General features: G+C 39.3%; 5 protein-coding genes. 3 read left to right on the plus strand and 2 right to left on the minus strand.

Annotated elements, in window-relative coordinates; all coding sequences use genetic code 11:
• Positions 1-366: 366 nt before the first annotated feature.
• Entirely contained in the window at positions 367-4,989 is a 4,623-nt protein-coding gene (locus ACERII_RS24525; protein WP_373645604.1) for an LPXTG cell wall anchor domain-containing protein, read from the minus strand.
• Between the two features lie 546 nt (positions 4,990-5,535).
• On the opposite strand from ACERII_RS24525, the gene ACERII_RS24530 reads away from it, so the two are divergent.
• Both ACERII_RS24530 and ACERII_RS24535 read left to right on the plus strand, forming a co-directional pair.
• Complete coding sequence (locus tag ACERII_RS24530; RefSeq protein WP_373645605.1) at positions 5,536-9,582, plus strand: Ig-like domain-containing protein; 4,047 nt, start codon at positions 5,536-5,538, stop codon at positions 9,580-9,582.
• Between the two features lie 330 nt (positions 9,583-9,912).
• Positions 9,913-10,884: an aldo/keto reductase family protein gene (locus ACERII_RS24535; RefSeq protein ID WP_373645606.1), complete on the plus strand. Its 972-nt coding sequence runs from the start codon at positions 9,913-9,915 to the stop codon at positions 10,882-10,884.
• 191 nt (positions 10,885-11,075) lie between these two features.
• Here the strand turns inward: ACERII_RS24535 and ACERII_RS24540 are convergent, their stop codons facing one another.
• Entirely contained in the window at positions 11,076-11,240 is a 165-nt protein-coding gene (locus ACERII_RS24540) for a hypothetical protein (protein WP_373645607.1), read from the minus strand.
• 741 nt (positions 11,241-11,981) lie between these two features.
• Here ACERII_RS24540 and ACERII_RS24545 point away from each other — a divergent pair.
• Positions 11,982-14,498, plus strand: coding sequence for a right-handed parallel beta-helix repeat-containing protein (locus ACERII_RS24545; RefSeq protein WP_373645608.1), 2,517 nt, complete (start codon positions 11,982-11,984; stop codon positions 14,496-14,498).
• Positions 14,499-14,556 lie beyond the last annotated feature (58 nt).

Genomic DNA, 14,556 nt, shown 5'->3' on the forward strand with positions numbered 1-14,556 from the left:
TCCCAACTTTTATGTGCGGATTGCGTAAATATATGTGCACTTTCCCGATTGGGAGGATATATCTGGATCTAACTTTTACATGGTCTCAAAATGATGAGCATTAAATCAAAAAGTTGTTTCACTGAACCATAAAATATACATTTCCTTAGATTTCATCCCCTTGTTCTGTATCGTTCATCCTAAGAAAAGCTCCAGCTACCCTCTTATCACCTAAATGCAAATAACCCAGTCGATTGAAAAGCACATTTTGCTTTTATCAGCCAGGTTATTTGACACTAGGCTATGACGCCTAGTGCTAGACATCTATTTGATTTTATACTTTCTTTTGAAAAAGAAGCACGAGAACTCGTGCTTCTTAATAACTAATTATTTATTCTGGAGCTTTCGGTAAAAGAACAACCCAACTCCTGTTAATAACAATAACATTCCTACTAATAACCAATTAAATATGCTAGTAGCTGTTTCTGGTAACTCATCATCGTCAGAGGTCGAGTCACCACCGTCCACTGGATCTTTTCCTTCTACTGGATCTTCACCATCTCCTGGACCTTGACCGTCTCCCGGATCTTGACCATCTCCTGGACCTTGACCATCTCCCGGATCTTGACCATCTCCTGGATCTTGACCATCTCCTGGACCTTGACCGTCTCCCGGATCTTCACCTTCTCCTGGACCTTGACCGTCTCCCGGATCTTGACCATCTCCTGGATCTTGACCATCTCCTGGACCTTGACCGTCTCCCGGATCTTGACCATCTCCTGGATCTTGACCATCTCCTGGATCTTGACCATCTCCTGGACCTTGACCGTCTCCCGGATCTTGACCATCCCCTGGATCTTGACCTTCCCCTGGACCTTGACCGTCTCCTGGATCTTGACCGTCTCCTGGATCTCCTCCTTCTCCTGGATCTTCAACTTGAACGAATACACCGTAAGTTGAGAAAGATGGTACATTTAACGAAATTGTGTGGGTTGTCTCATCAACATCTCCGCCACGAAGTTCCCATGAATCCTTTTCTACATCATAATAATAAATTGCTACACTCTCAGAATCAGCTTGTTCATCATAGCCTAATACTAATGTGTATTCACCATTTGGCACAGTTGAATCTCCTGGGAATTCAAAGGTAAACGTAAATACTTCACCAGAAAGTTGTAAACCATCATAGTTTGTTTCTTCTACATCTTTTGTTTCAACTTTCAGCTTTGTCCCTGCTGGTAGATCTGCTGGCATTGTTATCTTTGCACTTGTGCCTGCAATAGTAACAGTTGTACCTGCATCAACTACTTGTGCCGGTTCATCTACTTGTACTTCTTCCACACCTGTTACAGGATCTTGACCGTCTCCTGGATCTTCACCATCTCCCGGATCTTGGCCGTCTCCTGGATCTTGACCTGCATGTGAATCTCCAGTAATGATATCAATTCCATCAAGAATAAACGTACCACCTTTTACTACAACCTTCGCAGTATGTTCTCTATTTTCTAGACCTCGAAGAGAATACGATGTTTGTCTATCTCCTTTTGAATAGACTCTGTGTTCCTTATCCACTAATTGACCATCAATATACACATCAAGTAGTGCGTCAGGTGTCGCTCCAAATAAATGAAAGCCCAAGCCTTCAAATTTAAAGATCATACTCTTTCCACCGATATTATCCATTGTTGGAGTATAGTAAATATTTACTCCTCGGTAATCCATAAAGGTTTCCAATCTCTCATTATCTCCTAAAGAAACTTTTAAGGTATGAGGTTTGTCTTCCAAGTCTCTTACAGAGTATCTTAAACCATCTGCACCACGGCTAAAATCACCAACATCTTCCCCATTAAGCTCGAAATTATATTTCTGATTTGCATTTCCTGCAGAAAGGAAATCAATCCCCGTACCTGTAAAATTAATCAAAATATAAGGATCATCATCAAAATTTGCCCATGCATTCGAATTATTTGAGCCCCAAACGTTATTTTTTCTAAAGGCATAAACAGTATTTTCATCGTCTCCCACTAGAGATTCATCATCCTGTATTTTAACAATATCCTGAGGTCCTAAGTTTCTTACTAATGTTGTAGGCTCTTCATTATCTGTTTCTATTTCGGCCCTCACGAAACTGGTAAATCCTTCTTTCGGCACTACTCTAAGCGTGTGCTCTGCTTCTTCTAGATTTTTCGCAGACCAAACCATCCTAACTACCGAGCTGTTATTCAAGTAACTAGCCTCACCCACTAGTTCATCATTCAAATAAATTTCAGCAGTTCCATTATTTGGGTTCGCTTCACCGAACAGTCGAATCTCATTTCCTTTGAAAGTAATTTCAAGGGAAGTACCGACTCCCCCCCATGAGTTAGCATTATTTGATCCCCAACTTCCGGAATAGAACACTTTATTCAACGTTCCTTGAGTAGTTGTAGTATCTTGGTGAGTTACCGTTACTCCATTCCAAACTGGGTAGTCAGTGCTTGCAGTCATTAACGTACGATTGTAATGACCATAACCAGCTTGCGTAAAGGACCAACCACCAACATATCCAATCGGGTTCCATTTATCATTATTATTTAAAGCAGCTTCTTCCGTTGAAAAGAACTTACCCTGTGCATCATCTAACTTTAAAGACTCATAGGGATAGCCTTCAATTGGGTCAACACGTAAATTATCAATTAGCGTTTCATAATAGCCAGTACCTAAAGCAACTCGTCCAGCCATTACTGTTTTATCCTCATCTGTATAGGAGTCAATTTTTTCTCCGTCTAAATAAAGAGTAAATACATTTTCCTTCGCCTCAAAAGCTAAATTATGCCATACTGCGCTATCGAAGTGCTCAATAACTCCACTTTTCACTACACCACCAAGCTTTAGAATTTCATAAGTTCCATCCACATAGACTCGAGCATTGTATGGTGCAGGAGAATCAGACCAACCAGCTTTTACTTGACGAACCCCAATTAATGCATAGTTGTTTCTATTTGGATTTACTGGACTATGTGTATCTAATAGGAAATCATACGAAACTTTATAGTTCACCCAACGAAAGTCACCGAAAACGGTGTTGGGATTAACACCAGCTGCAGCACCATCTGTTCCACCCCATACTTCCCAACCTGCGCCTATATTGTCATGTGCCATCATTTGTTGGAGCATATTCCCACGTGTTTCAGCTTCTGGAATTTCTAAATCAACTCGTTCAGCACTACCTGGCGAAGCTTGTTGCGTCGCTTTTTTTACAACTTCAAAAGCACCGATTTGATCTGTTGTATAACGCGGAGTACCACCCCGACGCTCTATATAGTCTCTGCCCTTATCATCTAAACCATATTCACTATATTCAAAATTATCAATATACGGCAAAGGCAAAATTGTATTTTGCGATAAATCTACTGGATTAGACTCGTATTCAAAGCCATCTATTTCAGACTTTTTATCCAAAGTGGAAATGGTAACAATGGAGTACGGTCCTACTTCAAGCTCATAAACACCATCTACCGGAGTAATGACATCAACATTTTGAAACCAGTTAGCATCATAGGCTTGACCAGGATCTGCGCCTCTAGTTTCCCAAACGTAAACAGGAGCATTCTCTTTCCCATCTAGGTTCGTTGCATTTATCGTATACTTTCTTGTGTCTCTTGTATTATTAGTAAAAATAGATGTGTAATCACTAGTTTGAGGATCTTTTAATGTCATATAATTTTGGCTGCTAGTATCAACTACAACCCCACCATCTCCTCTAGCGCCATCACTGAATGTTGCACCTTTTATGTACATCCAGCGCTCGTTTTCCGGGGTATTGCGGTCATTGTACCCTACAAAATTCATAACGTGACGAACTCCTTGGATTCCACCATCAATTTCATAAAATCCAGACCAAGGATCAAACGCACTAATCAAGTGTTTTGGATTATATTGAGCCCCTGGATAAAACGCAGCAACAGAGGGCTGAAAATCAAAGGAAACGGCATTCAATGGATGCGCTCTGTTACCATCCCAAGTATATACAGAAATAATTCTTGAAATAACGTCTACTATGCCACCAGTTCCCCCAAGTCCTTGATAATCTGGCTGCACATTTTGACGGTAACGGGCATTTATCATTGGTGAAATACCCTCTGATGTCCAAACTTCTTTAGGTTGTTTGCCTTCATCCTTCAATCTGTTTTGCAATTGAGTAAGTTCAGGTGAACCTTGAATATCATAGTGAGAACTAATTACATCGATCTCATCGATTAAATCAGGATTATTAAGTAAAACACGGCTAATAGAAGCTGTATCTCGATAGCCATCTGCAGCAACTAACTTAATATCCATATAGTCCTCTTCATAATTTGGTTCTTCTTTTATTCTAGTAGTGAAATATTTCAACCAATCTACTTCTATTCTATTATTACCATTAATAGACCTTTCATTTTGAGAGATACCAACATAATCTAGCTTAAATCCATACTCTTCATAAACAGCATCCATTGTCTGTTTATACCATTGATATCGGTTCTCGTAATCCCCTCTTGCAGCGCCTTCCCATGTAAAACGTGGCTCACCCCAACGAAGAATCTCTGTCGTGATATGAGGATTAATGGATTTCGCATCAGCAGCAAATTGAAACCCTGCACCTCGTAAAACATTGGCAGGCTCGTCTATGAATCGCATTGTTGAAGGTTCTGTACCAGAAGAGGAGTTTATATCCCCACCTAGCTCCACTTTCACATGCGCTAAACCAGCCCCAGTATTCGGGTTAAAAAGAGCGTTCATAATTTCCCAATACTTCTGTGGATGCTCTTCCTTATAATCTAACAATAAACGTGATGTATTATTACCAGTCACTGTTCCAAACCCTTTAAAACGGTTATATTCATCTACATCGTTTCCATCAATCGTGATTGATTCCGTTACAACTGCCGCAGTAGACTCATTAGCATCCATAAACGCAAACGAACTAAACAGCATCGAAAAAATACAAAAGATTCCTACGTATCTCTTACACTTCCTTTTGCTTATCATTTGATCATCCCTTCCCCTACGCTATCAATATTTACCGTCCTATTAGCGAGTAGTAGTCTACCAAAATCTTACGGTTAATAAAAAAACAGCTTATATAACTAACTTCACCACTACAACTGCACTACTGACCTTACCCCCCTTTATCAAATGTAAGAATGTATATGTTAGCTGCATGGAATCCCCATTACAGAACTAACCTTAGGTATAAAAATTGATTCTTCCATTTAGTAAAAGTATCAGAATTTCATTGGTAGCGCTTTCATTATTTCAAATACTAATTAAACTGTCATAACACTATTTTGACTATTTATACTACTATTTTTTCATTTCCCTCTCCTAGACAAAACATTTCGATAACCGAAGGAAGCAGTGAGAACCGTCCCCACTGCTTCCAACAAAGTCAATAAAGTAGTAAAAATAGTAAAAAAAGAAACATCATATTGTATGAATATTCTGATAAACTACCAATTAAATAAAGCGCTTTCATAGTTTTGTGCAGGAGGTGACATTAACTAGATTACTTTATTTTATAAGGAGGTTTATTATTTGAAATTGTTGAAAAAAGTACTGTTGTTGTTTATTATTTTGTCACTTATTTTTTCCAATGTACCTGTGTTAGGATCAGAAAATGCACCAAATAGCTTCACACCTATTGAAGATGAAGGTGGCATTACCGCCAGAAACGGAGCACAGCTAGTTGATGATTTTACAGGCGGCAAGATGTTATACATTACTACTGATTGGATTAGTGGTGGAAACAGCCCTAGTAATGGCGGTGGGTTATTCAATGAGGGGGATCAACTATTTAGAACCCCCAATTTCACTCTTTATTCAAATGTATATATATCAGATGCGAACGACCTAAGAACATCCATTTTCCTAATCGGAAACAATAACAATCATTTCCGTGTCATACCAACTGGGGAAAACAACAAAGGGATACTTGAGGTCAGGGTAAACGGATCTAGCACTAGTGAACGGTATGAGCTTACAAAATCTCTAGAAGAAAGAACATGGACTGGTTTTGGATTAGTATATAACGAGGACAATGGTAACGGAGAGGTCTCTTTATTTTTAGACGGGGAAAAAGTTCTAGACAGCCAAGAGATAGGATTTAAATTAAGTGAACTTACGAGTGTTGATGCTAGTATTGGAACTACTTACGGTACTGGATTTATGAGAGAAGGTCAATTTGATAAGATTGTTGTTCTTGATACATCAGCCTCAGATAATGAAGCAATGATACAAACGGAGAAATGGACTCGAATAGAAACTCCAGTCTATGATTCTATTCGACCAGGTCAATATTGGTTGGATACAGATGGCAAATTAATAGGTGCTCACGGCGGTTCCGTACAGCTTTTAAATGAAGCAGATATAAATTATGACGTCGACGGAGATGGAAAACTAACGAAGGATTTCTGGTTCTGGTACGGGGAGGAAAAAACGAGTGCTACCCGTCCTGTAGAGGGTGTAAAAGCCTATGTTTCAGAAGATATGTATAACTGGACAGACATGGGAACCGTATTACCAACCCATGACAAGCTTCCTGTTAAATTAAATGATAGTGAAACAGAATTAGAGTTCGATGCATCTAGTTTAGAAGAATTCAAAGCATGGGCGAACTTAACAGAACCTACACCAGATGTTACACAAGAACAAATCACCATGGCTAAAGACTTTGTTGAAGCTTATGTTACAAAATGGGCTGATAAAGATAATAGAATCGCTGAAGAATACGACGAAGAGTATTTAAGATTAGCTTTTGAAAATCTATATGGAAGATACAACATTGTGGAACGCCCTAAAATGCTCTATAACAAACAAACCGAGAAATTTGTTATTGTGTTTCATGCTGACGGTCCACAATATAATAATGCAGATTTGGTAAATTGGGTAAAACGAGGTGCCGACCCCGATGATATAAATACGGGTAGTCGTTATGGAAAAGCACTCATGGGCTTTGCAGTTTCTGACACACCATTTGGTCCATTTAAACTTGTAAATGCCACAAGAATGAACTGGACCGAGGGGATTACTCCACCACACAGATTGGGAGAATCACGTGATTTTTCTGTATTCGTTGATCATGGGAAAGACGTAAATAATGACGGAGTAGATGATGCGTATGCCATTTATTCAAGTGAGATGAATGCGGAAATGTATGTTTCGTTATTGAATAGTGAATATACTGGCCCTGCAGTCGATGGTGGTGTTGCAGTACCAGGTGTTGACTACAATTATAGAGCAATACCAGACAAGCATCGAGAAGCATCCTCACTATTTTATTATGATGGATATTACTATATGATTACATCGGGAACAGATGGATGGAATTCAACAGAGGTTGTCTATTATCGTTCAGAAGCAATGATTTTGCCAGAAGATGAAAAATGGGAAAGAGTCGGAGATCCTTTTGATGTTCCAGGTACTAGGGGTTACGATTCACAACCGACGTATGTAATTACTGTTGATCAAGAAAAAGGTCAATTTATTTATATGGGCGACAGATGGAGAGTAGCTAGTAATGGATCTGCTGGACCAGACTCTAGATACGTTTGGCTACCAATAGAATTTGGTTCTGAGGATGACATAATTATTCGATGGTATGACGAATGGCGATTGAGTGATCTAGAGTATAAAGGTAAATTGAGCGTCTTGACGGAATTACCGAGCACTACAAGTCCTGGAGTCGTACCAGAGTTGCCAAATGAAGTAGATATTAGTATCAATAATGAAGAGTTAACAGTATCAGTAGATTGGCAAGTAACAGAAGATACATTTAAGCTCCCAGGTACAGTGACAGTGGAAGGCGTGCTTACAGATATAGGCAGAGTATTTTCACATGAGGTGTTAGTTATCCCATCTAATGTTATCTATTTTGCTAACCCTAGTAACCAAACTTCTGCAGACTATGAATTATTGATTTCTTATATGGAAGAAACATTACTAAACAAAGATGTTCGCGATCAACCATATGACACAGCAAGTGGACATTCTTGGGGCTATTCTGGTGGAAGTACAACAGTGAGAGCAAATAGCACAAATATGTTTGAATCATTACGTTATATTAATGGAAGTAGAAAAGATTTTTCTTATACATTTGAAGTGGAAGATGGAGAATATACTATCTTTGCTGGCTTCTACGATCCTTGGTCTCAATGGGCTGGAAACAACCGTAAAGCTGATATCTTAATTAATGAAGAAGTCGTCGATTTTGAATATCAGATTCCTGGATACTATGATACAAGAGAATACACGAATATTGAACCAGTTGATGGTAAAATCGACCTAACCATCCAACGCTCAGCTAGTGTTGCTGGTAGAGATAGCTCTGACCCACAAATAAGTTGGATCATGGTAACTTCAAATAATCCTGTTGAAGCTACTCCTGATACAGACAAAACAGAACTTCAATCTCTGTATGATGCGAACTCCGACAAGGTGGAGAGTGATTATACAGAAGCAAGCTGGATTGTTTTTGAAGCAGCTTTGTTGGCAGCACTTGCTGTACTTGAAAATGATGACGCTACGCAAGACGAAGTGGATAACGCAGTTACAGAATTAACAGATGCTATTGCACAATTAGAAACCTTAGCTATTCTCGTTGATAAAACAGAACTTCAATCTCTGTATGATGCGAACTCCGACAAGGTGGAGAGTGATTATACAGAAGCAAGCTGGATTGTTTTTGAAGCAGCTTTGTTGGCAGCACTTGCTGTACTTGAAAATGATGACGCTACGCAAGACGAAGTGGATAACGCAGTTACAGAATTAACAGATGCTATTGCACAATTAGAAACCTTAGCTATTCTCGTTGACAAAACAGAACTTCAATCTCTGTATGATGCAAACTCCGACAAGGTGGAGAGTGATTATACAGAAGCAAGCTGGATTGTTTTTGAAGCAGCTTTGTTGACAGCACTTGCTGTACTTGAAAATGATGACGCTACGCAAGACGAAGTGGATAACGCTGAAGCTCAATTGCTTGATGCAATAGATGCACTAGTTGAAGCTGACCAAGACGGTTCCAATGACCACGATGGCTCAGATGACCAAGACGGTTCTAATGACCAAGACGGTTCCAATGACCACGATGGCTCAGATGACCAAGATGGTTCTAATGACCAAGACGGTTCCAATGACCAAGATGGTTCTGGTGACCAAGATGGTTCCAATGACCAAGACGGTTCCAATGACCAAGATGGTTCTAATGACCAAGACGGTTCCAATGACCAAGGTGGCTCAGATGACCAAGATGGTTCCAATGACCAAGATGGTTCTGGTGACCAAGACGGTTCCAATGACCAAGACGGTTCCAATGACCAAGATGGCTCAGATGACCAAGATGGTTCAGATGACCAAGGTGGCTCAGATGACCAAGATGGTTCCAATGACCAAGGTGGCTCAGATGACCAAGATGGTTCCAATGACCAAGGTGGCTCAGATGACCAAGATGGTTCTGGTGACAAAGATGCAGCAGAAGATAAATTACCAGATACAGCTAGCCATTCTTCTAACTACATGTTAATAGGACTCCTATTACTAGTTGTTGGGTTGGGAACTATCGTCAGAAAAAAAATAACTAATTAGATACGAGCTTTTCATCAGTAGGAAACCTGTTCCAAAAAGTATAATCGATATATTTATTGAAAAATCTAGTAGGCGTATGAGATACTCATGCGCCTCTCACAAATGCGAATGTATATGGCGACGCAGAGAGTTGGACGTTCACCTTTACAATTCCCCTTTCTCGCAATATTTAATAGTTGTCATTGAAATTTTCATGCTGACTTAAAAAAATGATAAAATGGAAATTACTATTTATTTTTTCATACATCTGAAGACAAAGGACACTGTTATTATGATATCCTCAGGGCCTTGTCCTCGATCTGTGAAAAAAAATGATATGGAGGAAAGCAAATGAAATACAGACGACTCGGTAGAAGTGGACTTAAGGTAAGCGAGATTGGACTTGGTAGTTGGCTAACCTATGGATCAGCTACAGCAGAAGAAACAGCGATCGAATGTATTCACAAAGCATATGAACTAGGGATAAATTTTTTCGATACTTCTAATTCCTACCCCGGGGCAGAGCAAGTACTAGGCCATGCATTAAAAGAGTATCCACGAAGCAGTTATGTGCTCGCTTCTAAGGTGTTCTTCCCACAGGGAGAAGGACCGAATGATAGTGGCTTATCTCGCAAACATATAATAGAACAATGCGACGCTAGTTTGAAGCGTTTAGGAACCGATTACATTGACTTGTACCAATGCCATCGTTTTGATCCTGAAACGCCTATTGATGAAACGCTTCGAGCACTTGATGATTTGACAGCTCAAGGAAAAATAGTATATTCAGGCGTAAGCGAGTGGACAGCACCGCAAATTGCCGAAGCTGGAGCAATAGGCAGACGTTTCAACCTTCGACCATTAGTTTCCAATCAGCCTATCTATAATATGTTCGAACGTTATATTGAAAAAGAAAACATCATCGAGCAGTGCGAAGCAGATGGACTGGGATTAATTGTTTTCTCCCCACTAGCACAAGGTGTACTCACTGGTAAATACAAGCCAAACCAAGCGGTACCACGTGACAGCCGAGCAGCTAATGACCAGACAAATTTCGTGATAAATAGTTATATGCGTGAGGATGTTCTTACATGTGCTGCGAAACTCACAGAATTGGCTGAAGAACTAGGAGCGACATTGTCTCAGTTCGCTCTAGCATGGGTACTGCGCCAGAAAAATGTGAGTTCTGCAATCATTGGCTCTAGTCGCCCTTCCCAAATCGAAGAGAATATTAAGGCTATCGAGTTACACCTCTCAGACGAAGTACTAGAACGAACAGAGCAAATTTTATCCGAAATTGCCGATTTTGTACCGAAGAGATAAGGAAACATCGGAATAATCGAAAGGTTTTCGTGATAGTAGAAGGCACAACTAGGGGATTGGAAGCACCGGGGACGGTTCTCGGTGCTTCCTTGAAAAAGCCTTGAACAAATGGTTGTTATGGATGTTTTTTTTGAGAACATGTTAGAGAATGCTTGCGAAGTGGACACAGATGGAAATACACTTGTTGTGATCTATACTTCCATTACCTTATGGTTTGGACTTAATTCTACTATTCTTACATTCAACAGATATTCCCTTGCCTTCGAAAAGGAGTACGTGGGTTGTTCCACGGATACACTCTGGTCATGGTCGTCAAAAGGTCCATGAAAAAAGGAAGCAACGAGAACCGTCCCCACTGCTTCCCCTTAAGAACCTCCCTCCCGTTTGTCCAACAAAAGTCACAATAAGTCAAAGAAATATGCACCTAAATTACCATTTTTAACCTAAAACACTCACAATCAATTGACTTACCACTAGAAAGCCTATAATATTTTGAAATAGAAAGTAACATCCCTCTATCGTAAACGCCTACACTGAACAGCACCTACAAGTACTTCCCGATATTTTTTAAGAAAATAGATAGAACCAAGTAGAAATTTGTGATGTACACCATATCCCTGAGATAAGACGATTTATAGAAAATAATTTATTCCTATTTTTCTGAACACTAGTAATTTATTTGCTAGATTGATTGTATGTATGATGAGTTACTTTATTTTCTGAAGTACTTTATATAATAATTTCATGTGAATAAATTTCATAAATAAAAATTTAAAATAGTAAATTATGAAGTTGACTCATATGGATAACTTTTTCAAAAAATCAGCTAGAACCATACGCAATCAGCTCGAAGTTAAATAACCTACCAGCTAAAAAAAGCATAAAGCGCCTTTATTCTGTCAAAACATTCGCTTGTCGTCGATAGACGGGGCCTTTCGCTTTTCTTATTCTTTTTTTGAAAGCGCTTTATCTTCATGATCTAATCTATTAAATCGAAGGAGGGATTTTATAATGTTTCTGTGCGGAAAGCCACCATAAGGCAACTGAGGAGCGAATTTCATGGCATAGTAAATAATATTTAAGGGGGAAACAAAATAGTGAAACGAATTTGTAGAATTCCATTCAAATTACTCTTAATTTTTGCCTTAGTATTTTCCTCGTTTGGAATGATTTCTATTAATAATGGAAAAGCCATGAGTACACAAATGTATGAAGCTGAGGATGCTCCAGTTCTCCATAAAGCAGGTGTTTATAATAATCATGCTGGGTATACAGGAACAGGGTTTGTGGATTATGTACCCAACGAGCCCGGAGGATATATTGAATGGGTTGTAAATGCCCCATCATCAGGTACTTATACGTTAGATTTTAGATATGCTCACGGGAAAACTGATGATAGACCAGGAGAAGTACTCGTCAACGGGAATGTCGTAGAAAGTTCACTTCCATTCCCGTCAACTGGTGCTTGGAATAATTGGGAAATATCTAGTTTGACAGCCGAGTTGAATGGAGGAAGTAATACAGTTCGTTTAATTGGAATTGGAAATGAAGGTGGAGTTAATATTGATCACCTTAAGTTGACAGGTGAAAGTGAAGCTCCTCCTAGTGATCCTGAACCAACAGAACCAGTAACTTCCATATTCACGGACAATTTTGTAGGAGCAACCTCAAATAATCTATTTACTACAGATTATATGGCGCTTCCAAATGACCCTTCTAAACCTATGTATATTAGGACTGGGGGAACAGTCACAGTTCACTCAGGATCAATAATACTAGGCGGTGGAAGAATGACAATAGGCGCTGAATCTAATACTAGTTCGACATCTTCTAGTAGTCCTGGGGGAGTATTAGATTTAAGTGAGCCATATCAAATAAAATTAAATGTTGTGAGTGCAGGTGGAAGTAGTGGTCAAAAATTTCAAGTGTATGTAGATAATAATACGACTGGTCAGGCAAATTCTATTCATGGATCAGCTTCTAAGGTTTATGAGATAACAGCAAATGAACTGTCTACAGGGGAATTGGTTCTTGACCTAGATATTGGAACCTCTCATTCCTTCATTCAACTTCGTACGGAAAGTGGTGCGAATGTATCAATTGATAGCGTGAACATTGTACGTCCATCGGATGCAGACCCAACAGAACCAGCTCCTCCAAGTGTACCTTCTGGTTTAGTAGCTTTGGCTGAAGATGGAAAAGTGACTTTATCATGGAACGCTGTTTCGAGTGCACACAGCTATAATGTGAAAAGATCTACATCAAGTGGAGGTTCGTATAGTGTAGTGGCTACAGTAAGTAACACAAGCTATACGAATACATCATTGACAAACGGTACAACGTATTACTACGTTGTAAGTGCTGTCAATAGTAATGGAGAAAGTAATAACTCTACTCAGGTAAGTGCAACACCTCAAGTATTATCAATACCTGAGATTCCAGAGGGTGATCGCACATTTTATTTATCACCAAATGGAAGTAATAATAACTCCGGTACAGAGTCTGCACCATTTGCTACATTGAATCATGCTGTTAGTATCGCTCAGCCTGGAGACGTTTTTGTACTAAGAGGTGGAACCTATTATCATGATAATAGAATAAACATTAATAGAAGCGGTAACTCAAGTAAACCAATAACGATTGTGGCGTATCCTGGAGAGATTCCTACCTTTAATTTCTGGCAACAACCGGAACAACCAGGGCAGGATGGTATTAGATTGAACGGTAATTACTGGCATATTATTGGCGTTCATTTAACTGGAGCAGGTGGAAATGGATTCCGTATCCATGGAAGTCATAACATTCTAGAGAGAAGTGTAGCCTATGAAAATCGTTTAACAGGTATTCATTTAGAAGATGGTTCCTACAACTTAATTAAGAATAACGATAGTTTCCGTAACTTTAATACAAGAGGTCGAGTAGGAAATATGGCTGATGGTTTTGCTGCTAAGTATGAAGCACTTGGACCTGGAAATGTTTTCTATGGGAATAGAGCCTGGGAGAATTCCGATGATGGTTTTGACTTCTGGATGGCTTCTAGTACAATTTTACTAGAGAATAACTGGTCATTTGGAAACGGGAATCCATCTATTTGGAACCATCCTGATTTTGATGGTGGGGGTAATGGATTTAAGCTTGGTGGAAACCATATAGCAGGAAATCATATTGTAACTAGAAATATTGCATTTGATAACCATGGGAAAGGCTTCGACCATAATAATAATAGAGGTGCTCTAACATTGACTCATAATACTGGCTATAACAATGGAATTAGGATTAATGGTCGGAATTTTGACTTCCCTAATAATCCACAAAATGGTCAACACGTATTTAAAAATAATCTGAGTGCTGAGGGCCGTGTAGCTAATAGATTTGCAAGCAATTCAATTCTAGAAGGTAACAGTTGGCAAATTGGTACTGTAACCCCAGGTATGTTTTTCAGTGTAGATACATCGTTAGCTAAAGAACCTCGTCAACCAGATGGTTCTTTACCAGATATCGATTTGTTCGTACCACGTCCAAATAGCTTCCTCGTAAATGGTGGAGTAAATATTGGTGAACCGTATAATGGAACAGCACCAGATATTGGTGCAATAGAGTATAGTGGCAACTAAAACATGTAATAAGTAAATCAAAATCAGGCTGTCGATCATATCAGCGGCCTGATTTTTG

This window comes from Evansella sp. AB-rgal1 (assembly GCF_041820985.1).
GTDB lineage: Bacteria > Bacillota > Bacilli > Bacillales > Salisediminibacteriaceae > Evansella.

Bases quoted from the DNA above. Each gene is read 5' to 3' on its own strand.
- ACERII_RS24525 (WP_373645604.1), bottom strand. From the start codon at position 4,989: ATGATAAGCAAAAGGAAGTGTAAGAGATACGTAGGAATCTTTTGTATT.
- ACERII_RS24535 (WP_373645606.1), top strand. From the start codon at position 9,913: ATGAAATACAGACGACTCGGTAGAAGTGGACTTAAGGTAAGCGAGATT.